The organism is Tumebacillus algifaecis (genome assembly GCF_002243515.1).
Taxonomy (GTDB): Bacteria; Bacillota; Bacilli; order Tumebacillales; family Tumebacillaceae; genus Tumebacillus_A; species Tumebacillus_A algifaecis.
The window spans coordinates 2012835-2038907 of sequence record NZ_CP022657.1 but is presented as its reverse complement, the minus strand read 5'-3'; the positions used below and the strand labels follow the sequence as shown (position 1 = coordinate 2038907).

The following is a 26073-nucleotide window of genomic DNA, read 5'->3' as shown; positions in this document are numbered from 1 at the left end:
ATACGCTTGGACGAGGGGGGGTGTCAACATCATGAAGAAATGGGTGCTTGCATGGGCCGTTTTTACAGCATATTTGGTAACCAACTTAACAATCATGCAGTCTGCTGAGCAGCCGCATTTGGTCGCGACGCTCCTGCTGGGCTTTTTCTTTTATCTGATCTTCGGCATTCGCGGGGTCTATGGAGCAGCAGTGGCAGTGATTTTGATCGTGCTCTTAGCGGTGGTCGCTCATCAGATGCGGCATCCAAATTTCGTGATGATCGATACCTATGCAATCTTGATTCGACTGGTGCTCGATCTTGTCACCATCTTGGGCGGCGGTGGCCTTGGCTACTGGCTCTTGCGACTGCTCAATCTGCACACTGCAAAATAATCGGATAAAAATAAAGTACGCCCTGCCGCAGTCCCTTCTGCAACAAGGCGTACTTGATATGTAGTTAGCCTTCAAAACACCGAGCCGACCCAATCAGCTGATCTTTGAAGAGCAAAGTTAACCACGTAGTTCAGTTTGTCGAATCATGTTGTCGAACGTTGTCGTTCCTTGAAGTGACTATAACATGTTCTTTACAATCCGCTCAAACATCTCCACTAGCCATGAGATGAGAATATCCCGCTCTATCAAGCAATTATACGTAAATACTCTCCTTTTCTTCTCCACCCCCAATTTAAGTCTGCACATAGAAATACTGGTTTTGTTCTACACTATATCCACCTTTGGAAAATGTTCGTAAGGTGGAGGTGAGCAGATGCATCCGATCGTCCGCACCGGATGTTTCACATTGAGCCTATCAGCGCTTTTACTGACAGGCTGCGGTACCGAGCAACAGCCGGGAGCTGCTCCGCAAGCAACTCCGGTCAGCGCCTATAGCGTGACGACGCGCGATATCCCCGAAACGATTCTGCTGCCCGGCCGCGTTGTCGCTGGAAATGAAGTTGCTGTCTCCGCCAGCATTCCCGGACAGGTGCAAGGCATTTCCGTTCAGGTCGGCGACCGCGTCGAAGCAGGCCAACTGCTTGCCACCTTGAACGACACAGCCGCGAGCAACAGTCTGGCCGAGGCCAAACGAAACGTAACGTCGCTCGAAACACAGCTTGCCAGACTGCAAAACCTCGGTGGAGTCACCCCCTCTGGTAAGCTCGACCAGTTGCAAAATCAGATCCGTCGGCGCATCGACAACCTGACTGACGCTGCAAAAGCTGGTGCGCTACCGACACAAGCTGAACTGATCGCTTCCGGTCACGAATTGGTGAACCTGCAAAACGAATTGGCCAAACTGCAGATCGAATCGGCCGTTTCCGAATCGCTCAATCAACTGCGCCCCCCGCTCCTGCAAGGCTTGCAGATGCAGGTGGCACAAGCCCGGCAGATGGTGCAAGCGGCCGAAGCACAGGTGACTGCCGCTCGCATCACCTCCCCGATCCAAGGCGTCGTGCTCGCCCAAAACGCAGCCAAAGGCAGCCCGGCACTGCCTGGAGCCCCCATGTTTAGCATCGGCACGGTCGAGCAGGTTGAGTTTGAAGTATTCGTTGACCCCAATCTCGTCCCGCGCCTGCAAGAGGGACAAGCAGTAGCCGTGCAGGTCGGCACACAGCCCATTGCGAGCACCAAGCTTACCATCGTCTCCCCGGCCCTCCAACCGCAAACGAAATCATTCACCGCCCGCACACCGCTGCCCAATCTGCAAGGTGTGTTCAAACCGGGCATGATCGGTCAAGCGACCGTCACACTCGATCCACATCACAACGTGCTGGCGATACCGAAAGCGGCTCTTTTAACCGATGAAACTGGCCCTTTTGTCCTCCAGATTCAAAACGGCACCGCAAGTATCGCCCGCCTCAAGCTCGGCTATGACAATGGCACGTGGGTGGAAGTGCGCTCCGGTTTGAAAAATGGAGATCAGGTGGTCTATGGCGGTATTGAGCGCGTTCAACTGGGGAGCCCTGTCAAAGTCATCGCAACGGAGCAGCCGCGATGAAGCTTTCTGAGCTGTCTGTCAAACGTCCGGTCGCCGCAACGATGATCATCATCGCCCTCGTCATTTTGGGCACAGTTTCTCTGTCCAAATTGCCTGTCGAACTCTTCCCGCGCATGGCCTTTCCACTCGCCGCTGTCACCGTGCAAAGCCCTGGCTCTGCACCTGAAGTGCTCGAACAGATGGTCACACGGCCACTGGAGGAGATTCTTGGCACGACCAACAAGGTCAAAAATATCTCCTCGGTCACCCGAAGTGGCGGCGTGATGGTCTTGGTCGAATTCGACTGGGGCACGGATATGGATTTTGCCACCCTACAGATGCGCGAGAAGATCGACTTTGTTCGCAACCAGCTGCCCGCAGGAAGCCAACAGCCGATCGTGCTGCGCTTCGATCCCAACCTGCTACCGGTGATCCAACTTGGCTTGACCGGCGGGCGCGACCTGTCCGAACTCAACCAGATCGCCGAGACGCTTCGCACTCGCGTCGAACGCGTCGAAGGTGTAGCCGCCGTACAGATCGCAGGCGGCACCGAGCATGTGGTGCAACTCACCGTCAACCCGCTCGCTTTGCAGGAGCGCGGACTGACGCTCAGCCAGTTGAGCCAACTGCTCGCTTCCGAGAATCTCACCTTGTCCGGCGGAATGGTTCGCGAGGCGGAGCGCGACCTGTCGATCGTCGTCAAAGGCGATTTTCCCAACCTCGAAGCACTGCGCAGTTTGCCGCTGGCCTCTGAACAAGGAAACCGCTTCCATTTGCGTGATGTAGCCACGGTCGAAGAGGTGGTCGTCGAATCGGGCAGTGTCTCGCGCATGAATGGCAAGCCGAGCATCGCGCTGTCCATTCAAAAGCTGTCCGAAGCGAACACCGTTCATGTTTCCAATGGGGTCCAAGCCGCTTTAGCTGGACTCAAAATGGAGCTTCCGGAAAACGTGCAACTCGTGCCTCTGTTCGACCAAGCCGACTTTATCAAACAATCGATCAAAACGCTGACCCGAGATATGCTGCTCGGTGGCGTATTTGCCGCCTTGGTGTTGTACTTTTTTCTGCGCAGTTGGCGAAGTACACTGGTCATCACGCTCGCCATCCCAGTCTCCATCATCGCGACTTTCATCATGGTTTACTTCGCCGGACAATCTGTGAACATGCTGACGATGGGCGGCTTGGCGCTTGGCGTAGGAGCGATGGTCGATACGGCGGTGGTCATTTTGGAAAATATATTCCGGCACCGTCAGCTCGGGCGCTCCTTATATGACGCAGTGCTGGAAGGATCGAGCGAAGTCAGTTTAGCCGTGACAGCGGCGGCGTTTGCGTCGGTGGTGGTCTTTGCACCGATCATCTTCGTCTCCGGACTGGCCGCCCAATTGTTCCGACCCTTGGCGCTCACCGTGACTTTCTCACACCTCGCCTCGCTGTTCAGCGCACTGTTGCTCGTACCGATGTTTGCGTACTACTTTTTGCGCGGGGAAAAGCAGTTTACGGTGAGCGAACCGGCTGAAACCGAACGTGCCGAACTGCATGGCGGTGAAGCAAAACTAGGGCGCCTCGGTCAAACGTACGCCAAGCTTTTGAACTGGGCCGTGCATCACCGCAAGACGGTCATGCTAACCACGCTACTGCTCGTACTGCTCTCGGCGGCCGCCTATCCTTTGATCGGGAAGGAATTCCTGCCCAAAGGCGATCAAGGCATGATCGCCGTCAGCCTCAACCTGCCCGCCGGAGCCACGATGGAGCGCACAAGCAAGCGGGTGAGCGAAGCCGAATCGTTGATCGGGCGGATACCCGAAGTCAAGACGACCTTTGTCACGCTCGGCGGTGGCAATCTCTACAACCCGACGGCAGGCGTCCAATCGCACAAGGCGACATTTAACATCCAGCTCAAAAACCGCTCCGAGCGCACGCGCAGCACGCTCGTAGTGGCAGACGATCTTCGCACCCAACTGCGCGATCTCCCAGAAGCGAAAATCAACGTGCAAGTGACGGGCGACCAGTTCGGCGGCGGAACGGGACGCCCGATCCAGATCCGCCTGCGCGGGGATGATGATGCCCGCCTGCGGAAGTTGGCGCAAAAGACGACGACGGAGATGATGGCCGTCCAAGGAGTGCGGGAAGCATCGGCTGAGCGCGATCAGTTGGTCGAGGAGGTACAGATCAACGTCAACCGCGAGGCGGCTCTCTCCTACGGGCTGACCCACGCGCAAGTCGCCCAGATGATAAATGTTGCGATGCAAGGACAAACGGTCACCCAATACCGGACAAAAAATCAAGAGATCGACGTCCGCTTGCAAATCCCGCCTCAGATGCGCGGATCGGTCGAGCGGCTCAAACAGCTGCCGATCTCCTCACCGCTCAACTCGACCGTCACACTCGGATCGATCTCAGAGATTCGCTTGGTGCAAGGTCCGTCGAGCATCTCCCGCTACAACAATTTGCGCGAATTGACGGTGGAAGCAGACTACATTGGACGCGATCTGGGCCATGTGATGGACGATATTCGCGAACGGCTCAGTCGTAACCTCTCGCTTCCAGCAGGCTACTCCATCGAGTACGGCGGAGAGTCCGAGCAGATGAATGATGCCTTTCACAAGCTGGAAGGCGCATTAGTGCTGGCCATCGTGCTGGTCTATATGGTGATGGCAGCTCAGTTTGAATCGTTTTTCTATCCGTTCATCATCATGTTCTCAGTTCCGGTCACGCTCGTCGGCGTCGTCTTTGGCCTATTGATCACCGGTCGCTCGCTTGGCGTTGGCGCGTATATCGGGTTGATCGTTTTGGTCGGAATCGTCGTCAACAATGCGATCATCCTGATCGACTATGTCAACCGACTGCGCCGCCGCGGACTTGACCGCATGCAAGCGGTGCTACAGGCGGGACCGATCCGCCTGCGCCCGATTTTGATGACGGCGGGTGCCACAGTGCTCGGCGTCCTCCCCGCCTCGTTCGGCTTGGGAGAAGGAGCGGAAATACAGGCGCCCTTGGCAACTGTGATTTTGTTTGGGCTGACCTTTTCCACGCTGATCACCCTGGTGTTGATTCCAGTCGTCTACCTTTCGTTTGACATGTGGCTGGAACGCTGGAAGGCTCGGAGGTGAACCGCAACATGATACTGCGTCGGTTCCTGCTCGTCCTCTGGTCCTTGTTGGCTCTGCTCCCGGCCCACCATGCGTTGGCAGGTGATCTGGCATCTTGGCCTCGACAAGTGAGCTATGTGGCGATCGGCGATTCGATCACCGCTGGCTGGGGCACACCTGCAATTGGCGGAGCACGTGTGAACGGCTATGTCTCACACCTGCACCGCCAGATGCAAGTGCGCGGTCAGGCGACCTTGCACAACCTTGGTGTCGCAGGGCTTACCAGCAGCCAGTTTCTCTTTTTGCTCGAACATTGGCCAGAAGCGAGCCAGCTTTTGCAAAAAGCCGATCTGATCACCCTTTCGATCGGTGGTAACGACATCATCTGGACGGATCACCAAAAGCCTGGCGATGTGATGGCGATGCATGAGGCGCTAACCAAATACAAAACGAACATCCTCACGATCCTCGCCCATTTCCGCCAACTCAACGTGGATGCGCGCTTGTTCGTATTAGAGGTCTACAATCCTTTTGCTGTAAAAGACCCTCGCCACAAGCAGCTCAGCGAATGGATCACTTGGGTGAACGAGTCGATCCGCGAAGCAGCCAAAGCGTACGACGCTGACGTGGTCCCGGTGGCGACCTTGTTTTTGTCACATGAACAAGAGTATGTCAACCTCGCCAACAACGACATTCACCCCAATGCGAGCGGGCATAAAGTGATCGCCGAAGCAATTTCGCACACGTTGTTTGGCTCATTTGTACCGCTTACTGTAGAGCAGAACAAGAAACCCAACCTGCTGTGGAATGGGGAACCGCGTCCGCTCTCCTCCGATCTGATTTTTGAAAATCAGACGATCTACGCCTCCCTCCCGCAGATTCAGGAACTGCATCAGGGTGGACTCAAGCGCCTCCGCTCCCGAGTCGGCTCGTTCCTAGCACTCGTGAACGGCAAGCGCATCATCTTACCGTCCCCCGTGTTACTCAAAGACGGTTCGCCCTACCTCCCGCTCCGTCCGGTCATCGAAACGCTCGGGGCTCGGGTCTTCTGGGTGCCAGACAGTCTGACGATCTCGGTGTTTACAAAAGAAAAACCTTGACCCGAATAGGTCAAGGTTTTTTGCTTAGGCCCAATTGCCGCCACGGAACAGGGGAATCCGTTCCCCCTCTTCCGTCTCGCCGTCGATGTCCAATTCAGCCGAGCCGATCATAAAATCGACATGAATGATACTGGTGTTCAGTCCAAATTTGGCCAACTCTTCTCTGGTCAGTTCCTGCCCGCCTTCCACACACAACGGGTAGGCGGAGCCGAAAGCGAGGTGGCAGGAGGCATTTTCATCTAAGAGCGTGTTGCGGAAAATGGTGTTGAGGTTCGAAATCGGCGAGTCTTGCGGCACCAGCGCCACTTCGCCGAGGAACTTGGCGTTCGCGTCCGCACTGATCATCTGGTGCAACGCCGCTTCGCCAACCTCAGCCGTCGCTTCGACGACGCTCCCCGCTTCGAACTTCAAGGTCATGCCATCGATCAACTGCCCGTTGAAATCGAGCGGACGTGTGCTTTTCACTACGCCGTTCACTCCGCTCTTGTCAGGAGCAGTAAATACTTCTTCGGTCGGGATATTCGGCAAAAACAGCGTGCCCTTCTCATCTTTCAGTCGCCCACCCACCCAGCGGTGTCCGCGCGGCAACTCAATGCTCAGGTCGGTGCCCGCGCCTTTGTAATGCAGGCGCGCAAATTGCTGCTCGGTCAACCATTGAGCGCGGTCTTCAATCGCTTGCACTTTCGCTTCCCAATGCGCGACCGGGTCGTCTTGATCGAGACCTGTGATATAGCGGATGTACTCCCACAGCTTCTCCATCCCCTCTTCGTCCGAGAGTTCTGGAAACACGACTTTCGCCCATTCCGGAGTCGGCAGCACGACAATCGCCCAGCTGACTTTGCTCGCCTGTTGCAGGTCGCGCTGGCGGCGCATCGCGATGCCCAGCGCTTGGCTGTACTTGCCGACCCGCCCAGGTTCTACGCCGCTGAGATGGCCTGGTTTCGGTGCGACTACGCCAAGCATCGCCCCGCCCTCTTCCAGTAGCCCAATAAAATCGCGAGCCCACCCTTCTGGAATGATCGACAACGACTCCTCAGGGGCATGCAACATACGAACGCGTTGCAAATCATCGTCCATCCAATCGACCGCTACGTAATGGGCACCAGCTTCATACGCTTTCTCCACCACTTTGCGGACAAAAGGCGCCGTATCGACAGGGGCACGCACAATCACTTTTTGTCCAGGTTGCACATTGATGCCTTGTCGAACTGCCAGTTCTGCATATTTAGTAAGTTGTTCAGGTGTCATTTTTCTTCATCTCCTGCTTATCCTGTTTTCTCTTAGCATACCATCTTCTGGCCATGCTGCCTAAGCTATCTTGTTCAACCGCCTCCCACAACCGGGCATGCGAACGAAATGACCGAGCGATTCATGAGCTTCAGATCAAAATGAAAAGACCGTCAGGATGATCCTGACGGTCCATTGGAAATCCCTAGTTCACCCGAACCGGTGAACTCAACAACCCGAGAGACAGGCACAACTCCAAATGCAGATCATGTACTTTCTCTTGACCTGGGAATTTGATCAGCACCCGGCGACCGCTGTCACCAGTCAGCAATTTCAGTTCCTGAATCTTACCCGTCCCTAAATCTTTGTGGTGCAACGCCTCGCCGACCGAGAACTGAGTAGCTCCGTATTTGTCCAAGGCGGACTTCATCCGCTCGCTGGCCGATACGGTGACGACCACCGGTTCTTTTTTCAGCGCGGCAGGCCCTGCGTTTTGGGAGTTCGAGATCGCCACCCGCTTCGGGCGCGCCAGAAGTCCCGTTTCATAGAGAAAGGGAGATGGCTCAGCACGGTGCCCATGATATCGAAGTGGCGCGGATAAAGTCAGATAGCGCTTGGCACGCGTCATGCCAACATAGAACAAGCGCCGTTCTTCTTCAACTGCTGCCGACCTCTTATCTCCTTCACCCTGTAGCGCCTTGGGATGCGGCAACATGTTTTCGACGAGCCCAATGCAGTAGACATGCTTAAATTCTAAGCCTTTCGCCTTGTGCATCGTCATCAATTGGATGCCTTCCCCTTTGCCCCGCGATCTGCGCACCGTCTCTTTGACCTCCTCGACATGTCCGAGGAAGTCTTGCAGTGTGCGGTGTCCGAGCACCGCCTGTTCTAACTCTTCCAGTGGTTCACTGACCAGTGCCACATCATTGCCCGTCTTCGCGGCAAACTCCTCCAGATAACGGTCATAGCCGATCTCTTTACGAATTTTGTGCAACGCTTGTAACGGAGTCAAAAGCCGTAGCTCGACAAGATCTTTTATCAATTGCTCTACCTTCGTCCGCTGGTATGCCTCCAAGCTCTCCACTTCAGTGAACGCTTCCAGATAGGTGATCTGCTTCGTCCGCCGCAACCTTTGCACTTCATCGACCAAGCGATCTGCGTAGATGTAGCGCTTGGGGCGGTTCAAGATCTGAACGATGTTGTCCAAGTCGTCCGGGTTGTAGGCAAGTTTAAAATAGGTCAGCACATCCCGCACCTGCCAACGTCCATAAAAATCGCCGTCAGCATCGTGCAAAGTAAACGGCAGCCCTTTCTGCACCAGCCCGTCGATCATCGCCCGCACCTGAATGTTTGTGCGGTAAAGAATTGCGATCTCCTGCCCGTCCAGTTCAGGCTGCGCAGCCAACAGATCGGCCACTTCATGCAAAATCTGCTCCGCCTCGTCTTTCTCCCCTTCCGGACGCAACAGAACCGGATGCTCACCCTTTTTCCCAGTGCCGCGAATCAACTTGCTTTGCCGCACACGATTGTGCAAGATCACCCGCGACGCTGTCTCGATCACATTGTCTGTCGAGCGATAATTGACCGCCAAGATCACTTTTTTCGCACCGGGAAACGTCTCTTCAAAATCGAGCAAAAACTCGACCCGCGACCCACGGAAGCGGTAGATCGACTGATCATCATCGCCGACGATGCACAGGTTGCCATTCCCGGACAGCATTTTGATCACTTCGTATTGGGCGAGATTGGTGTCTTGGAACTCATCGACGAGCAGATACGCAAAGCGCTTTTGATAATGATCGCGCACAGTCGGGTTGTTTTTCAGCATCGCGTGGGCAGCGACGAGGATGTCATCATAATCCCAACGCCCTTCCTGCTGCTTCACCCGCTCGTATCCAGCAAACAGGTCGCGGAACTTTTGATTCTCCGGCTTTGTCGCTTTGATCCGCTCCGGCATGATCAGGTTGTTTTTGCACAGCCCGATCTTGGACAACACGTCTGCCACCTGCTCATCATCACCATCTTCACCTTGTTCGCGCAACAACGTCTTGACGATCGCACGCTGCTGACCTTCCTCCATCAACTGGGGCAGCTGCCCTCCGCTTTGCTGCATCAACATGCGCATGAAGACCGAGTGGAACGTGCCGATCTCGGCTGCGCGGATGCTCTGCTGGCCCAGACCTGGCATCGCAGCCAAGCGGCTCTGCATCTCCATCGCGGCCGCTCTGGTAAAGGTGACGATCAACAGCTTCGCGGCCGGGACGCGTTCAACTTGTAACAGATAAGCAGCCCGGCACGTCAAGACGGTTGTCTTCCCGCTACCAGGCCCCGCAAAAACGACGAGAGGCCCTGCCGTATGGCAGACTGCCTCTCGCTGCTCGTCATTCAATTCAATCCCAAATTGGCTGATTTGCGCCATGAAATCGGTTGCTAACATCTTCCAACCTCCTACAAATGAACAGAGGTCCGCTTATTCCTCATTACGTGTAGCGATCGGCTGGGAAACGGGCTCCCAGCGTTCAATAAATTCCTTGGTGTCGGGAATCAAACGCGCCAGTTGACGCTTCTCCTCCAGCAGTTCGCGAATCGAATCGAGGTCTTGAAGGTCAAACAGAGCCACAACTCGTTCAGGTAATTGATTATAGCGAATCTCCCAAGCGGCAACAATCACTCGCATGCGGTCGAATCGCACATCCAGACGCTCTGGCGGCACCAACATCACTCAGGTTGTCCCAGACCGACTACTCTGCGCTCCATTTGGATACAAACAGGGCCAGATCATCCGCAAGCGCCCCGACACGCTTGCGCTCGCCCATCAGAACTTCAATCCCGGCGAGGTCTTCCGAATTAAACAGTGTCAAAACCTCGTTGGGAATATCCTGATTGCGTTGCTTCAGTTCGTTGCTCACATCGGTCAACTGCTTCAATACAGTAGCGACGAGTTGATGGGTCGAAATTGCGGAAAGGTCGGTTGTCTCCGTTGCTTGCGATGTCACGGTAGCTTGTTCCGTTGTGGTCATATTATCTTCCTCCGTTTTCATACCAGTATCTTCAGCCGTCGCAGCCGCTTCCAACTCGACGAGCAAACATTCGACTACTGTGCCGACAAGAGCAAATCTCGGATCGTATTCCGGATAAAAAATATGATACTCCTGCTCGGCCTCTTCGTTTACCAATTCCAACAAGTCAACACTATCTGCTCGGCGAATCCCTCGGGCTTGCATCATTTGGACGATCTTGTCGTTGGCGGGCTGCCATTCGGTCAACAGCCATTCACCGCCGTCCAAACGGGCAAAACGCGGGTCACAGTCGAGATCGACGCGGGACATCAACTCCCCGCGGCCGCGACCAGTCACCTGTTGCAAGTGGCGCAGGATGTCGCCTTGCTTTTGCGGGCGTTTCGTTTTTTTCAAAAAGTGATACGCGTGGTTTTGCAAATCGTCCCCCGCCGTCTGGCGCAGGGTAAACTTATCGTTGCCGACAGAAGCAAAGGCTCCATTTGTCGCTTCCAGCGAGGCGCGAACGCGAGCGGCGATCGATTCGCGAGACTGCTCCGGTCCTGCCCAATCGGACAGAACGGTTTCAACCAGTCCTTCCGCAGTCAACGGGCATGGTGCGCAGTGCAACACACGCTTCAAAAATCCTTCCAAACTGTAGCGAAATGTCCAAGAGCTTTGTTGCAGCATGTTGCTTTCATCCCCTTTACTCAAAAAAAATGCCGCTACTCTACCTACAATAAATTCGACAGTACATGATTGATTCCTGTCTTTTAGGAGAAGGATTGTATCAATTTTAGTTTGCCTCGGCAGCGTCCACAGCCATAGCGCCTCACGTCGATCTGACGCTTGCGCTCATACCTGTGCTCACATGTTACACAGGCATATAGATAGCGCGTCTTCACTTCACGACGCAACCCCGTATCCGGACAGTAGCGAGATCCCCCTACTTGTTCCAACAGCTCTTTAAAATCCCGATCCTGATGGCGATAACCACGCTTTTGCACATGCAGGTGATAGTGGCACAGTTCATGTTTGATCGTGCCGATCATCGACTCCAATCCGTGTTTTTCAAAATGGTGCGGATTGATTTCAATATCATGCGTCCGCAGCAGATAGCGACCTCCCGTCGTGCGAAGGCGACCGTTGAAGGTGGCGCAATGCAAAAACGGACGACCGAAAAACTGCTGCGAAATCTGTTCTGTCAAGGATTGCAACTGCTGATTGTCCACGAGCCAAACTCACCTCGCTTCCGCTTACTCGTCTTCGTCAGTAAAGACGATATGTTCGATGTGCGCAGGAAGTTGTTGCAGCTTTTCTTTCAAAAAAGCAGGGAACAAGCGCAGCGATGGCAACTCGTCCAGACGGAACCATTTGTAGATCAGCGGTACCCCAAACTCCGTGCCTTGGTGTTCAACGTCCTTTTGATAGATAGGCAACGTGCGATCGGCTGAGAGCAGATAGTAGAAGCCCACTTCGTGATACTGACCCTGTTCGTTTGAGAAATAGTTCTCGGCAACCCACAGCAAACGCTCCACCTGCACGTCGAGATCGATTTCTTCTTTCATCTCACGAACCACCGTCTGTTCGGTGTTTTCCATCAGTTCAACTCGTCCGCCTGGCAACGCCCAAAAGTCGTCGCGCGCTAATCGGTGCAACAACACATGCCCTTCATCGATAAACACACCGGCCGTACGATGGTTAAACCTGGATTTTCCCGCATCGATTGTGATCATCATCGCGAACAGTACCTCCTGAATTCAGTATTCCTACTCTATCCAAATCGACCGCACAATGCAACAAAAAAGAAGAGGCGTTACACCCCTTCTTTTCGCTGCTAGATTTTAAATTGACCAATCGTGTCATGCAGGTCTTGCGAAACTTCGGTCAGTGTGGACATCGAGGCCGTGATCTCTTGGATCAACGCCAATTGTTCCTGTGAGGAGGCAGCCACATTGTTCGACGAATAGGCCGATTGGCGCGCGATGCGCGTCAACTCTTCTACCGAGGAGGTCACCTGTACCGAACCTGCGGACATTTCTTCAGATGCTGACGAGATGTCGGCGATCTGATCGGTAACGTGCTGGGTAGCGGAGAGAATTTTTTGGAATGCCACCCCCGCCTCGTCAACGATGTCCTTCCCTTCCTGCACTTCGGACGAGCTTTTTTCCATCGCTTGCACCGCACGGGCGGTGTCGGTCTGGATATGCTCGATCAACTTGGCGATCTGTCCTGCCGAACGTTGCGACTGTTCTGCCAATTTGCGAACTTCGGTCGCGACGACAGCAAAACCTTTGCCATGCTCGCCTGCCCGCGCCGCTTCGATCGCAGCGTTCAGCGAAAGCAGGTTGGTCTGCGAAGCGATTTCGGTGATCACTTCAACAATATTGCCAATCTGCTGTGAATGTTCGTTGAGCTGCTGAATCACATTGGCAACATTGTCTGTCTCCTCTTGAATCGTTCCCATCTGACGAACCACTTTTTGAATCGATTCATTGCCATGCTCCGCTTCTTGTTCGGTCACTTGCGAAGCTTCGGCCACCACACCGGTCGTTTCGGCGATGCGTTTGATACCTTCTGCCATCTCTTCCATCGAAGCAAGACTGTCTTCCGCACCGCGCATCTGCGTCTCCGCACCGCTGGCCACCTCTTGAATCGCAGCCGCGATGCGTTCGGTGGTATAAGAAGTTCTTTCCGCATGGATCAGCAATTGTTGAGAAGAGGCAGCAACCTGTACAGTCGTGTCGTTCGCCTTCAGGATGATGCTGCGCAGGCTGGCCGCCATCGAATTGACCGCTCGGGCCACCACGCCGACCTCATCTTCATGCAACACCGCCATCTCCTGCACGCGCAGATCGCCCTTGGCCATTTTTTCTGCTACCTCCATCACCTCGCGCAAAGGCTTGGTGATTCGTTTGTGCAACACAATGCCGGTGGCGACTGCCGCGATCAGTGTCAGGGCCACGACGACGTTGACCCAGTTTAAGATGTTGGCCGTCTTGCGGCTGGCCACGTACGCTTCGTTAGACAAACGATCGTCCATTCTCGTTTCAAATGCGACCAGCAAATTCGTGATCGTTTGCTTCTCCTGCTCATACTCTTTCCCAAAGAGCATGTCGCGCGCCGAGTCAAACCGCTTTTCATCCGCGAGTCGAATGGCCGTTTCTTCGCGTGCTTGTAGCTTTAACAAAGCCCACCTTGCCTGAGTGATCAAGTCCAGATCTTCCTTTGGAGCCCCAATTTCGACGAGGCGTGCCTCCGCTTTGTCCCATGCTTTCACGTTGCTGACTTCCTGCAAGTACGCATCCTTATGTGCAGTTTCCCCAAACTGTACATAGCTCTGTGCATGTTTCGTCAAGCGATTGGACGCATCCATGAGTTCAACCCCCAATAGTTTGAACTCATACTTGCGATCGACCATTTTCAATTCCTCATGATAAGACACGAACAGCCAATACAGGCTGGTCGCATTGATCAGTGAGAGGATCAAAACGATCGCGCACATCCACTTAATCAATTTTGATAACTTCATTTCCCCTTTTCCCCCTTTTACAGAATTAAACAATTACTCCCCTAGAGTAAATCACGCAAAATACATTCCCTACTCTATAATAATATATTCACAATAGTTAATCAATATCGAAAGTTCTTTACTAAAACTTAAAACCCCTTTTCGCCTTTAGCGAAAAGGGGTTTCCAAAGCGATCCAGAGGGAAAGGGCAACGAATCCGGCATAGAGTACAGCGAACAACCAGCGCTTGTTGTTTGGCGTATTGGGCACTCCCACTGCCATCGCGCTTAAAAAGCCGCCGATCATACCGCCAATATGGGCAAAATTGTTGACATTGGGCATGATGAATCCAAAGATTAGATTGATCGCCAACAGCGCATAGACGGACGTGCCGATCGTCATGGCAAACGCTTTGCGGTTAAACTGTCCGAAAGCGAGCAACGCACCGAACAGTCCGAATACGGCACCCGATGCGCCGAGCGAATTGTGCGGACTGAACGCGACCGACAACAAACTGCCTGCAACCCCGGCCAATACATAGATGACCATAAACCGCGGCAAGCCGAAAATTCGCTCGGCAATGCGACCGAAAAAGTAAAGCGTCACCATGTTAAACGCGATGTGCGTCAACTCGTAGTGCAGGAAGACGGAAGACAACAGACGCCACCATTCGCCAAGCCGAACCGCTTCTGGAATCAACAGCAGGGAGCCGAGTATCTCATCGGGATATTGCATTCCGAAAAGCCAAACCAAAATGGTGATCACGAGGATCGCGGTCACACCACGCGTCTTTTGGTTGGGGTTCAGCGTTTCGGCCACTTGTTCGCGCTTTTCCTGTGAGAGTAGCAACAAATGCTCCTGCCACTCATCTGGGCTTCGCATCAGATTTTCTGCACGATCCGGCTCCTCTGCATACACTTTGACCAATTCGGCCAAACGTCCGAGACCGATGTCTTCAGCGGCCGAGCCCCACGGCGCGGGACCTACGATACCGCGCATCAGGTCGATGCCGACCGCCACCGCACCTGTCGTCTTGCCCATGCCTGCATAGGTGCCAGCGCGAGCGATAGCATTGAGGTTCTCCTCAGAGCGCCAGTGCGAGAAAATAAAAAGCGTAAGCGAATACATTTTGCGCACACCGTTTTGCCGCTTGGCTTGGCGCAGATAGAAAGCTTCCTGCATCAACATCTGCTCGATCTGATCCGTACCGATGCGATCCGCCGGAAACAATCGCACAACCTGAGCGGTGTTCCACTTGCGACGCACCAACACAATAGGGCGTAGCTCCTGCTCTGCGAATGTTTCTTGCTCCATTTGGGAAACTTGTGGCAGAATAGAAAAATCATCATGTTCGATCAGCTTCTGTGCCATCTGGTACAACAAGGAAGTCTGACGAAGTACTTGTTCTGGAGTTTCCACGCTCCCGTTCACCCCCTTGAAAGGATGTGTCCTACATGAACATATTCGCCCTCGGCGATTTGCATCTTTCTTTTGCCAATCCCAAGCCGATGGATATTTTCGGCGACAATTGGACGGACCACCCGGAGAAGATCCGTGCTGCTTGGGAGGCTGTCGTTTCGCCAGATGACCTCGTGCTGATTCCCGGTGATATCTCCTGGGCGATGTATTTAGACGAAGCGAAGCAGGACCTTGATTATGTCGCTGCGCTGCCCGGCACTAAAGTGATGATTCGCGGCAACCACGACTATTGGTGGGCTTCCATCTCCAAAGTGCGCAAAGCATTGCATCCTTCGATTCACGCCCTGCAAAACGATGCGATCACCATCGGCGATGTCACGATTGCCGGGGTTCGCGGCTGGGACTGTCCGGGCGGGTACATGTTTGATGAACATGACCGCAAAGTGTACGAACGCGAAGTCCTGCGTCTGCAAATGTCGCTCGATGCTGCGATGAAGCAGAAAGCGAAACATCTGTATGTCATGTTGCATTACCCACCGACCAATGAGAAGCATCATTCCTCCGGCTTCATGGAAGTGCTGGCCCAATATCCGGTCGATCAAGTGGTCTACGGCCACCTGCACGGCAAGGAAGGCCATCGCCATGCCCTGCAAGGTCTGCATCACGGCATCGAGTTTCACCTGACCGCCTGTGATTTCCTCGATTTTGCCCCGCTCAAGCTCACGTAACCGATACCGTGAGCCGCGGGGCTTTTTTTACTTACAGGGTGGGGAGAGTTGCAATTGTACGCCGTGCCTCTTCGACCAGTTTGCGAACCACCTTTTCGACAGGGAGTATCTCATCGATCAACCCAACACCCTGTCCACTGTAAGCATAGCCCTGATCCAGTTTACCTTCGAGCACGGCGAGACGGTTCTTCTCCCTTTGATGTAAGGGTAGAGCGTCTCACGGGTCGGCCCCGTCTTCTCAAACGCCAGCACCTCATCGATATACGAACCTTTCAACACGCGGGTGACGCCACCGACGCTGCGCTCCATCATCGTCGTATCCTCGCCACGGGCGGTGAGCAGTGCCTGTTTGTACATGTCATGTGCCGGGGACTCCACTGTAGCGATCAACAAGGTGCCGATCTGCACGCCTGCTGCGCCAAGTGCGAGCGCCGCCGCCAAGCCGCGTCCGTCCGCTACGCCGCCCGCTGCGACCACCGGAATGGAGACGGCGCTTACCGCCTGCGGGATCAACGCAAAGGTGGTCAATTCAGCCGGACCGTTGTGCCCTCCAGCTTCGGTTCCTTCTGCGATCAAGATGTCAGCGCCAGCCTGCTCTGCCTTTGCCGCATGCATCGCCGTCGAGACGACGACCATCACCGGCAGTCCTGCTTCTTTAAAAACGGGTATGTATGGTTTGGGATTGCCTGCAGAGATCGATACCGCTCGAATGTGCTCTTTGTATTTTAAGATCATTTCAACTCGTTCGCGCGGGTCGCTGTGCTCCCCGATCGGTAGGTTGACCCCAAAAGGTCGCGCCGTCCGCTCGCTGGCGAGTCTGATTTGCTGTTCAAAATCGGAAAGCGTGCGTCCGGCCGAGCCGACCTGACCAAAGGCGCCTGCATTCGAGACGGCCGCTGCCAGATTCCCGTCCCCGATATACGCCATGCCGCCTTCGACAATCGGATATTCGATCCCCAGTAACTCCAGTAATCGCTGTTTCATCAACATTTCGCCTCCTGATAGTTATCATACCAGAACGGACAGAAAAAAGGATGCCGCTGACGGCATCCTTTTAAATGGAACCTATTGATTGACCGCTTAGCCACGCATCAGCGAGAACACTTCTGCACGCGCTCCGGCAGACTCTTGGTAGATGCCTCGCACGGAGGTGGTGATGGTCGATGCACCCGGCTTCTTAACACCGCGCATCGTCATGCACATGTGCTCCGCCTCGACGATGACCGCTACTCCATGCGGATTGAGCTTGTTGACCAGCGTATCGGCAACGGTCGATGTGATGCGCTCTTGCAGTTGCGGTTGACGTGCCACCGTTTCGACAACGCGAGCCAGCTTGGAAAGTCCGGTCACTTGACCGTTACGTGGAATATAGGCGACATGCGCCTTGCCATAAAAAGGTACGAGGTGATGTTCGCACATCGAGAAAAACGGGATGTCCTTGACGATCACCACTTCTTCATGCATTTCATTAAAGATCGCCGAAAGTTCATCTTCCGGATTTTTGCCGAGACCTTCGAACACTTCGGCGTACATCTTAGCGACACGCTTCGGTGTGTCGAGCAATCCTTCACGATCTGGGTTTTCACCGACCGCTTCCAAAAGCATGCGGACTGCAGATTGTAATTTATCGTAATCAAATGCCATTGCAGAAACCTCCTAGCGAATGTCGGACAATAGCTTGATCTATTGTACATAGAATCATAGAAATGCAATCCCTACTATAAACAAATCGCACCTCTGTTGTCAAATAACGTCTGGCTGTATTTTCCCGATCAAAGCCTCGTTCTCCATAGCTTACCTATCTCTGCCGAAATCATGCTCCACATAAGAAGAAATGGACTTCTTCATCCTGAGATAAAGAAGTCCACAATCAGGATCAGGTACCACCGTTTGGATTCGGATTGACTCCCCCGCCCGTTTCGCCTCCACCCGGATCACCGCCACCCGGCTGGGGCGGCGTGGTATTGCCATCCCCCGGTTGGCCTGGCTGATTCGGTTGATTCGGCACCTGTGTACCCGGCGGTGTCGGATCGGTCGGCGGCTTATCGCTACCTCCGCCCGGCGACTGTGGTTCTTGTGGCACCTGCGGCGGTGTTGGTTCCTGACCGGGTACGGTCAGTTGGGCAAAGTTCGAGTCGGATAGTTTCTCGCTGCCTTTCATGACGACAACAGAATAAAGATAGGTCTTGCCCGGTTGCACAGTGCTGTCCGTATAACCCGGCTTGGTCAACTCTCCGATACCTCCCGAATTGGAGACCGTGCCATTCGAGTTCTTCTCGGCGCGGAACAGGAAGTATTTTACGTCTTTCACATCGACCGGAGACCAGGAGACGACCGCCTTGTTGCCTTGCAGAGTTACAGACAGATCGTTGATGATCGCCTTGTCCTTGTCATCCTTTTCTTCATTGACCGGCTTCTCTGTGACGTTGGTGTCAAAGCGCGGAGCCGGACGGCCTTGCAACCCTTTTGACAGGACCTTGGAGAACAAGGAGGCCGGAATTTCCGAGCCTTGGCTTCCAAGATAGTGCTGTTCGTCCGATTGGTCGAAGCCCATCCATGTCACCATCACATAGCCCGGCGTGTAGCCTGCAAACCAAGCATCGCGGTTGCCGCCCGTGTTGCCCATCTCGGTCGTTCCCGTTTTGCCCGCCACATCGCGTCCGGAGATCCGGGCACTGGTGCCAGTTCCTTGTTCGACCGCGCTTTTCAAAAGCTTGGTCATCGTTTTGGCCGTATCCGGCTTGATCGCATTGTGAGTTTTCACGCCGATTGAAGCGATCGTATCACCGCTAGCATTTTGAATTTCGCGAATCGCATAAGGCTCGGTGCGCACACCGTTGTTGGCAAAAGCGGTGTAGGCGCCCGCCAGATCAAGCGGTGTCAAGTCAACATCGCCAAGTGCAACACCCAGACGCTGCGAGTCTTCTTTTTTCAATGGAATCCCAAAGTTTTTCGTCGCGTAGGAATAGCCGACATCGGCGCCCATGTCGTTTAGCACCGACACGGCCGGGATGTTGAGCGACCAGATGACCGCTTCGGTCAGCGACACTTTGTCCTTCGGCCATAATTTCCAGTTGTTCGGCTTGTAGCCACCTGCGAACTCGGTACCCGCTTTGTTATTCAAGATCGAGGAAGTCGAATATTTGCCCGTGTCGATCGCAGGTCCGTAGACGATGATCGGCTTAAACGACGAGCCCGGACGAACTTTTGACATCGAGGCACGGTTGAGCACAGCCTGCGGAGTGTGCTCCGTATCCGGCGTATCACGACCGCCGACCAGTGCAAGCACGCCGCCCGACTCTGGATCAACGATGACCGATGCCGACTGCGCCCACATTCCATCCGCCGCATTGCGCGGGAAGTTCTCGGCGTTTCGATAGGCCTCTTGCAGCGTGTCTTGCAGTTTCGGATCGAGGTTGGTGTACACTTTCACCCCGCCGCGCAACACCTGCTCCGCTTCGATACCGAGTTTGTTCGATGCCTCTTCCAGCACGTAGTCGAGATAATAAGGGTACTTGACCACTTGGTCCATGCCCTTGATGTCGGTGCCCGGCTTCTCCGAGAGCATCAGCGGTTCGGTGGTCGCAGTGTCATACTCTGCTTGCGAGATGTACTCATACTTGAGCATCTGATCGAGCACGATGTTTCGACGTTGGATGGACAGTTCCGGATTGATGCGTGGATTGTACGCGCTCGGAGCGTTCGGAAGACCGGCCAGCAACGCGTTCTCTGCCAGCGACAAGTCTTCCATATGGTCACCTTTGTCAAAATAAATTTCTGCTGCATATTTAATTCCGGTCACGTTGCCCGCAAACGTGATGCGGTTGAAATACATTTCCAAAATGTCATCCTTTGAATAATTGCGTTCAATCTGAGCAGCAAGCGAAATCTCCTTTACCTTGCGCGTAAACGTCTTCTCGTGGGAGAGGTAGACGTTTTTGGCGAGCTGCTGTGTGATCGTCGAGCCGCCTTCCGCTTTCGAGCCGGTAATGATGTCGCGATAGACTGCACGACCGATCGCTCGGAAATCGACACCGTTATGATCTTTAAATCGAGTGTCCTCGACCGCTACGATCGCCTCTTGCAATTGCTTAGGGATCTCACTCAATTTGGCCCCTTCACCAGCAACCGATTGAAAGGACATGATCTCGTTACCGTCTCGATCATAAATGTACGAGGTCTTGTATTCGATCTCCAGCTTTGATTTATCAAAAGTCGGGAGCGCAATGCTGCATCCGATGAGAATGACAGCGATGCCCGTCACCAAAAAGGCGATCAAGATGCTCCTCAAGATTTTTTTCCCCACAACCTATCACCTCTTTTGCACATTCTACTGCACGACCCGCTATCCTACAAACGAGCTTCCCGTACAAGAATCGCGATTTCCGTCTCTCTGACCGCAAAATAAAGCGTTCAACCTCATCGCTCTCACTTCTTTTCGTACCTCTTACTTCTTTTCGTAGCGCCAGCCGTTTTTCTGTCCACAGAAAAACCCCTGCCCAAGTATAGACGGATCACAAAGGGAAGGGGTTTCACATTTCACTGTAGATGTAATTTTCAGACATATTCGATAAGATTAGGCGCTCAAGATGTAACCGCCTACCATAATCAAACTGCCACCGATCACGATCCGGCCTAGTTCGACGCCATTGGCCAATTCCTGAAAAAAGATCAAACCGAGGACGACAGCCACCAACGTGTTGGCGTTGACCAGCGGAATCAGTTGCGCCACATTGGTCGCCGGGTCGCGAAATGCTCCGGTCACCGTCAGCGTGCCAATCAACCAAACTGAGCCTGCTGCCGCCCCGATCAGGAGATGCGTCCACAGATAAGGGCCACTCGTGATCGCCACTCCGCCGCGCAGCCAAGCAAATCCAGCCGCCGTGACGACAACGCCGAGGGCGAGTCCCATCGCGATCAATTCCAGGGGTGCTTTGAGATATTTGTCTGAACTTAAATATTTCAACGGGATGCTGTACACTCCATACGCAAACGCAGCGATGATGCCGGCGACCACCCAAGCTTTCAAAGACTTCACCTCAATCGTCCCTCACAATTTAGATGTTCCCTTCTCTATGTCTATGACAGTTGTGGATGAGACTTGCCCATACCTCCGAATCAAATCTTCCACCGGAATCAGCACGCATTTGAGGGGCAGATCTTTTCCTTGATGTTTGACTCGCCGTTTGCCATCTGGATGGCAGAATCGTATCATCAGCCGCATGTACCACGCCTTAAAGCGAAACCAACTCGTTTCTGGTACGCTTTGCACCGTAAAGCCAAGCGGCTCCACCCCACGGTTTAACAGCGTGATGCCGATCAGCGCTTTGATTCGTTCACCGCACGGATGTTTGCGCACAAACTCGACCAATTCCGGCAGCGAGCGCTGCGTTTCCCGCAGTACGATCATGCCTCTGCGGTTATCGGACGTGACGCCATGTAGGATTTGTTGAAGACGAAGATTATAAAAGTGCAAGAAGCCAACCCAGTCACCGCTTTGTATCGCTTCTCCGCCCGGCAGGTGGATCGCAGGCCCTGAGTAAGGGCGCACACGGATGCGAAAAATATTTTTCCCCTGTCGGTCCTCATAGTCGAACCGTCTGATCATTCGGTACAGGACGTCCCCCCATTTCCACAGGGTCAACTCGATTCGGTTCATCATGGTCTCCCCTTACAAAGCTGTTAAAGTATGCCTACCTAGTATGGGCCTCACATATCAAGTGTATGCTGGACGCGTCCACACTTGAAAAAAACAAAAATCCCCTGGGAATGGGTTCCCAGAGGATTCGTTCGCAGTTTATTACTGCTTAATAACGTTTGATGCTTGCGGGCCACGAGCGCCTTCGACAATGTCAAAAGTTACCGGTTGACCTTCTTCGAGTGTTTTGAAGCCTTCAGATTGAATCGCGGAAAAATGAACGAATACGTCGCCGCCTTCATCATCACATTCGATGAAACCGTAGCCTTTTTCAGCGTTGAACCATTTCACTTTACCTTGCATGGAAATCCTCCTAACGGTACATTAAAGATAAAGGCAAGACTAGTCGTTTCAACCTTACCTTTGTGTAATATTTTACCTTGTCTGAAATTCGAAGTCAATCATCCAAAACAGGATAAATTCAATTAATGATCCAAACGGGAGCGAGTCCACAATGAGAAAAAAACCTACGCGCATCACCAATGTTTATCTTATAAACGTTGAAGAGCCTGACGATTACTACTACAAACCGGAAGGTGTACTGTTTCTCGACGAACAGGGACATTTCACGCTGTTCACCGCCGATTCCAGACACAACTTCCTGCGAGCGGCAGTGCAGAAGTTCCCGTACAAAGAGCTCGAAGAAAGTGTGATCTACCGCAATCACCAAGTACAGTTGAACGATGTTACGCTTCAGTATGAGGAGCGCTTCGATCTGCACGTCGATGACATGCTACCGATCCTTCATGCCATCTATAACGGCTCACCGCGCCAATTCTTCTTTTTAGAACCGTTCTTCCTGCCCGGCAATTCGTATAACCATTTCGTCCAGTAAAAAAACAGCTCCCTCCGCTATGGAGGGAGCTGTTTTTATTTGACAATGCTCATCGCCCAGTCGTACAGGCGAGGGAACAGATGGCGAAGTTTGACCGGAATACCAGCCGATTTTGGCATCAGATAGAGCGGCTTTTTTTGGACCGCCGCTTTCAATACCGTCGCTGCCACTTCCTCAGATGTTAAGAAGCGGACGAGCTTCGGGACGCTCTTCCGATCGGCTCGGTCGAAGAAGGGCGTCTCGACTGGGCCGGGGTTGATTGTAGATAATGTAACCCCCGTGCCGTGCAGTTCATAGCGCAACGCGTCGGAGAAGCCCATCACCGCATGTTTGGTCGCCGCATATGCACCATGTTTCTTTCCAGCCATAAAGGAGGCGATCGAGGCGAGGTTGATGATATGACCGCTGTTTCGCTTTTGCATGGAAGGCAACACCGCTTTGGTCACGCGAACAAGGCCGAAGTAATTGACATTCATCATGCCTTCGACCTCTTCCATCGCGATCTCATCGGTCGGGATAAATAGGCCGTAGCCCGAGCTGTTCAACAAGAGATCAATGCGGGTAAAGCGCCGCAACACCTCTGCAACCACTCGCTCTACTTGTTCCCCGTCGGTGACATCGAGCGCGTAAAAAGGTGCCTCGATATTATAGAGCTGCTTGATCTCCGCCGACAACGCTTCTAGTTTGTCGATCGAACGTGCAGTCAGCACGGGCAAAGCGCCGTGCTTCGCAAACAATAGTGCTGCGTCTCGCCCGATACCGCTGGAGGCACCGGTGATCAAGACGATCTGATTCTGTAGCATCAGCATTATTCTTCCATCCCTTGCTTCGTTGGGCCAGCCCAAGAAAGCATACCTCCGTAGAAGTTGATCACTTTGTCATACCCGTTCATCTTCAGATAACGAGCCACTTGCTGGCTGCGATTGCCGCTACGGCAGATGAACACATATTCATCCTCTTTGTTCAATTCGGTCATCTTGCCCGGAATATAGTTCATCGGAATCAGCGGTACGCCCGGGATATGTCCCGCTGTATACTCGTGCGGTTCACGAACGTCGATCAGCTTGACCTTGCCTTGCTCGAGCTTGGCGATCAACTCTTGCAATTCAGCAGCGTCCATTTGGCGGATGCCGTCAATTTCCTTTGCCATCTTACATTTCCTCCTTTACCTTGCAAAACAGATCACTCGACAGATAACGCTCTCCCGTGTCAGGCGCGATGCACAACACCCGTTTGCCCGGACCAAGCCTCCGAGCTACCGCAAGCGCGGTATGAACGGCAGCGCCTGCTGACGTGCCGACGAGTATACCTTCTTGTCGCGCCAGATTGCGTGTGATCTCCTGTGCATCCTGACAGGAGATACGAAAAATTTCATCATATACGTTGCGATTTAAAATGGGTGGTACAAAGCCAGGGGACGTGCCTACAATCTTGTGCGGGCCCGGCGGTTCGCCCGACAACACAGCCGAAGACTCCGGTTCCACCACATAGATCTTAATCCCTGGAATCATGGCTTTTAGCGTTTCGCCCGTTCCGGTGATCGTGCCGCCCGTTCCGGCAGTCGCAACAAAGGCATCGAGCTTTCCATCCATCTGTAGATAGATTTCACGCGCGGTCGTCCCGCGGTGTGCATTCGGATTGGCCTGATTCTCAAACTGCATCGGGATGAAACTGTTCGGAATCTCCGCTGCGAGCTGCTCTGCCTTGTTCACAGCCCCGCTCATTCGCTCTGCTCCCGGTGTCAACACAACTTGTGCACCATATGCCTGGAGAATGGAGATGCGCTCCTTAGTGGCCGTGTCCGGCATGACCAGGATCGCACGGTACCCTTTGGCAGCTGCCACCATCGCGAGTCCAATTCCCGTGTTGCCGCTCGTCGGCTCGATGATCGTCGAGCCTTCACGCAAGAGACCGGCCTGTTCAGCCTCTGCGATCATATTGAACGCCGCACGGTCTTTCACACTGCGGCTCGGATTGAACATCTCCAGTTTGACATACACATCGGCCATCCCATCTTCACAGAGACGAGACAGCTTGACCACCGGTGTTTCACCTATCAGTTCTGCCATATTATGTACGAGTTTCATCGGCCCCAACTCCTGATGAATGATTCAGGCATTTGTGTTAATCGTGGCATGTTTTTCCCTGCCTGTCAATCTAACTACGGTCTGCGCGCTCAGATGACGCGCTTCGCGCCTAAGAAGCGGTTTCTATAATATTCATTGTCGAGCATAGAAGTGATCACACCTGTGTGATTGTTGAGCGCATGAACAAATTTCCCTTCGCCAACATAGATGCCCAGATGAGAAGGACCAGGTGCATAGGTGGTGAAAAAGACGAGATCGCCCGGTTCGAGCTCCTGCTGTTGCACCTGTTTTCCCATATCGTACTGGTCATACGAATTGCGCGGCACGTCCACGCCATGCTGGGCATAGACATATTGTGTGAATCCTGAACAGTCAAATCCATCTGGTGTCGTGCCGCCCCAAACGTAAGGGGTCCCGACAAAACGCAATGCATCGTGGGCAACGCGGAGCCTTTCTTGAGCTTTGACCCATTTGGCATATTGGGCAAGATGGATGGAGCGCGAGGCAAGCAGACTTTTCATCACGGTCTGTTGGCTATGCTCGAGTCGTTTTTGCTCCTTGAGCTTTTGATTTTCCGCGCGCAGTTCTTCATACCCGATTCCTTTTGCACTCCAATACGTAACGGAGAACTGTCCTTGCTCAGTGCGTAGGACCAGCGCATGCTCTGTTTCGGCCATATGCAGTGTGGGCATTCCTGTTGCCAGCGCGGTGACGCTGCCCTGCGGTCTAGAGAGCGCGAGCACGCAGAGGAGCATCGTGCAAAGCCAAACGGAAAACCAATGCTGACTCCTGTTCATCATCTGACTCCTTCCATAGTTGCATTCTCCATCATAACCTCGAGAAAAAAGGAAGATCACCCTGTAGCAGAGTGATCTTCTTTGTTCAACCTATGTAGGTTCATCCACCTTTTAGAAACAAAACCTGTCCACAGCAAAATCCACGGCTGATTCGCGGGTGTTAGTACCCGACCTCGACAGCCGCGTTGACGACGATCACTTCGTCATTGACATCTCCCTTGTCCGGCAGCACGACGCCGCTCGAACAGATCAAACCGCCTGGTACGATCTCCAGCGAAACCTGTCCATAAGGAAATGTCGCTTTTACCTTTTCAATGTCCACTTGCTCGGCCGGAACGGGAACACCGAGTTTCACCCGCACCTTCATGTTGTTGATGTCACCATCTGGCAGGATGTTGCGAATGCCCGGCATCGAGTTGGTACCGATCGCATTTTTGCAGGCGCGCACAGCAGCCGATGTAGCGTCCTGCCCATGCAGGTCAACTCCCATTCCGATTTCAATAAAGACCACGTTCATAACAATTCCCCTTTCTTGGCGTTCTTATCCAACTATGATCATATAGAAAATGTGCATCGTAAACAAAACAGAACATACGTTCTTGTCAAATCAATCCTTTCATAGTACAATCTA

General features: G+C 53.5%; 25 protein-coding genes. 6 read left to right on the top strand and 19 right to left on the bottom strand.

Annotation, left to right across the window (positions count from 1 at the left end; translation table 11 throughout):
• The first annotated feature begins 31 nt into the window (after positions 1-31).
• The 4 genes from CIG75_RS09205 (at position 32) to CIG75_RS09190 (ending at position 6144) form a co-directional block, all read left to right on the top strand.
• Positions 32-373 carry a hypothetical protein gene (locus CIG75_RS09205; RefSeq protein WP_094236389.1) on the top strand — a complete coding sequence of 114 codons (342 nt, stop codon included), beginning with the start codon at positions 32-34 and terminating at the stop codon, positions 371-373.
• 373 nt (positions 374-746) lie between these two features.
• A complete protein-coding gene (locus CIG75_RS09200; protein WP_094236388.1) occupies positions 747-1976 on the top strand; it encodes an efflux RND transporter periplasmic adaptor subunit in 1230 nt (409 codons plus the stop codon).
• Positions 1973-5065, top strand: a complete 3093-nt coding sequence (locus tag CIG75_RS09195; protein ID WP_094236387.1) for an efflux RND transporter permease subunit — start codon at positions 1973-1975, stop codon at positions 5063-5065. The genes CIG75_RS09200 and CIG75_RS09195 overlap by 4 nt, the downstream gene beginning before the upstream one ends.
• 8 nt (positions 5066-5073) lie before the next feature.
• A complete protein-coding gene (locus CIG75_RS09190; RefSeq protein ID WP_157729472.1) occupies positions 5074-6144 on the top strand; it encodes a GDSL-type esterase/lipase family protein in 1071 nt (356 codons plus the stop codon).
• A 24-nt stretch (positions 6145-6168) separates the two neighbouring features.
• On the opposite strand, the gene CIG75_RS09185 is transcribed toward CIG75_RS09190, so the two are convergent.
• From CIG75_RS09185 to CIG75_RS09150, 8 genes are all read right to left on the bottom strand, one after another.
• Positions 6169-7392 carry an aminopeptidase gene (locus CIG75_RS09185; protein WP_094236385.1) on the bottom strand — a complete coding sequence of 408 codons (1224 nt, stop codon included), beginning with the start codon at positions 7390-7392 and terminating at the stop codon, positions 6169-6171.
• A 184-nt stretch (positions 7393-7576) separates the two neighbouring features.
• Positions 7577-9808, bottom strand: a complete 2232-nt coding sequence (locus CIG75_RS09180) for an ATP-dependent helicase (protein ID WP_094236384.1) — start codon at positions 9806-9808, stop codon at positions 7577-7579.
• A 33-nt stretch (positions 9809-9841) separates the two neighbouring features.
• Positions 9842-10090: a hypothetical protein gene (locus tag CIG75_RS09175; RefSeq protein WP_094236383.1), complete on the bottom strand. Its 249-nt coding sequence runs from the start codon at positions 10088-10090 to the stop codon at positions 9842-9844.
• Positions 10091-10112: 22 nt separating this feature from the next.
• Positions 10113-11057 (bottom strand): hypothetical protein, encoded by a 945-nt coding sequence (locus CIG75_RS09170; protein WP_094236382.1) that lies wholly within the window; start codon positions 11055-11057, stop codon positions 10113-10115.
• Positions 11058-11140: 83 nt separating this feature from the next.
• Complete coding sequence (locus CIG75_RS09165; RefSeq protein ID WP_094236381.1) at positions 11141-11599, bottom strand: SprT family protein; 459 nt, start codon at positions 11597-11599, stop codon at positions 11141-11143.
• Between the two features lie 24 nt (positions 11600-11623).
• A complete protein-coding gene (locus CIG75_RS09160; protein WP_094236380.1) occupies positions 11624-12106 on the bottom strand; it encodes an NUDIX hydrolase in 483 nt (160 codons plus the stop codon).
• A gap of 98 nt (positions 12107-12204) precedes the next feature.
• Positions 12205-13899 carry a methyl-accepting chemotaxis protein gene (locus CIG75_RS09155; protein ID WP_094236379.1) on the bottom strand — a complete coding sequence of 565 codons (1695 nt, stop codon included), beginning with the start codon at positions 13897-13899 and terminating at the stop codon, positions 12205-12207.
• A gap of 147 nt (positions 13900-14046) precedes the next feature.
• Positions 14047-15297 (bottom strand): rhomboid family intramembrane serine protease, encoded by a 1251-nt coding sequence (locus CIG75_RS09150; RefSeq protein ID WP_094236378.1) that lies wholly within the window; start codon positions 15295-15297, stop codon positions 14047-14049.
• Between the two features lie 35 nt (positions 15298-15332).
• Here CIG75_RS09150 and CIG75_RS09145 point away from each other — a divergent pair, with 35 nt between their 5' ends.
• Positions 15333-16025, top strand: a complete 693-nt coding sequence (locus tag CIG75_RS09145; protein WP_094236377.1) for a metallophosphoesterase — start codon at positions 15333-15335, stop codon at positions 16023-16025.
• 117 nt (positions 16026-16142) lie between these two features.
• On the opposite strand, the gene CIG75_RS09140 is transcribed toward CIG75_RS09145, so the two are convergent.
• The 6 genes from CIG75_RS09140 to CIG75_RS09115 all read right to left on the bottom strand — a co-directional run bounded on the left by CIG75_RS09140 (position 16143) and on the right by CIG75_RS09115 (position 22026).
• On the bottom strand, positions 16143-17009 hold the full coding sequence (locus tag CIG75_RS09140) for an NAD(P)H-dependent flavin oxidoreductase (RefSeq protein ID WP_157729471.1): 867 nt from the start codon (positions 17007-17009) through the stop codon (positions 16143-16145).
• Between the two features lie 96 nt (positions 17010-17105).
• A complete protein-coding gene (folE, locus tag CIG75_RS09135; RefSeq protein WP_094236375.1) occupies positions 17106-17669 on the bottom strand; it encodes a GTP cyclohydrolase I FolE in 564 nt (187 codons plus the stop codon).
• A 232-nt stretch (positions 17670-17901) separates the two neighbouring features.
• The gene (locus tag CIG75_RS09130; RefSeq protein ID WP_094236374.1) at positions 17902-20331 is read right to left on the bottom strand and encodes a transglycosylase domain-containing protein; all 2430 of its coding nucleotides are present in this window, start codon (positions 20329-20331) and stop codon (positions 17902-17904) included.
• A 270-nt stretch (positions 20332-20601) separates the two neighbouring features.
• Positions 20602-21063, bottom strand: a complete 462-nt coding sequence (locus CIG75_RS09125) for a hypothetical protein (protein WP_094236373.1) — start codon at positions 21061-21063, stop codon at positions 20602-20604.
• 12 nt (positions 21064-21075) lie between these two features.
• A complete protein-coding gene (locus tag CIG75_RS09120; protein WP_157729470.1) occupies positions 21076-21687 on the bottom strand; it encodes a YkoP family protein in 612 nt (203 codons plus the stop codon).
• A gap of 138 nt (positions 21688-21825) precedes the next feature.
• On the bottom strand, positions 21826-22026 hold the full coding sequence (locus tag CIG75_RS09115; RefSeq protein ID WP_094236371.1) for a cold-shock protein: 201 nt from the start codon (positions 22024-22026) through the stop codon (positions 21826-21828).
• Positions 22027-22177: 151 nt separating this feature from the next.
• Between CIG75_RS09115 and CIG75_RS09110 the strand changes: the two genes are divergently transcribed.
• Positions 22178-22558 (top strand): hypothetical protein, encoded by a 381-nt coding sequence (locus CIG75_RS09110; RefSeq protein ID WP_094236370.1) that lies wholly within the window; start codon positions 22178-22180, stop codon positions 22556-22558.
• 35 nt (positions 22559-22593) lie between these two features.
• Here the strand turns inward: CIG75_RS09110 and CIG75_RS09105 are convergent, their stop codons facing one another.
• The 5 genes from CIG75_RS09105 to CIG75_RS09085 form a co-directional block, all read right to left on the bottom strand.
• Positions 22594-23367, bottom strand: a complete 774-nt coding sequence (locus tag CIG75_RS09105) for an SDR family NAD(P)-dependent oxidoreductase (protein ID WP_094236369.1) — start codon at positions 23365-23367, stop codon at positions 22594-22596.
• On the bottom strand, positions 23367-23708 hold the full coding sequence (locus CIG75_RS09100; RefSeq protein ID WP_094236368.1) for a rhodanese-like domain-containing protein: 342 nt from the start codon (positions 23706-23708) through the stop codon (positions 23367-23369). The genes CIG75_RS09105 and CIG75_RS09100 overlap by 1 nt, the downstream gene beginning before the upstream one ends.
• A 1-nt stretch (position 23709) precedes the next feature.
• A complete protein-coding gene (gene cysK / locus CIG75_RS09095) occupies positions 23710-24645 on the bottom strand; it encodes a cysteine synthase A (protein ID WP_094236367.1) in 936 nt (311 codons plus the stop codon).
• A gap of 89 nt (positions 24646-24734) precedes the next feature.
• Positions 24735-25445: a C40 family peptidase gene (locus CIG75_RS09090; RefSeq protein ID WP_094236366.1), complete on the bottom strand. Its 711-nt coding sequence runs from the start codon at positions 25443-25445 to the stop codon at positions 24735-24737.
• A 157-nt stretch (positions 25446-25602) separates the two neighbouring features.
• A complete protein-coding gene (locus CIG75_RS09085) occupies positions 25603-25959 on the bottom strand; it encodes a Lin0512 family protein (RefSeq protein ID WP_094236365.1) in 357 nt (118 codons plus the stop codon).
• Positions 25960-26073: the final 114 nt, after the last annotated feature.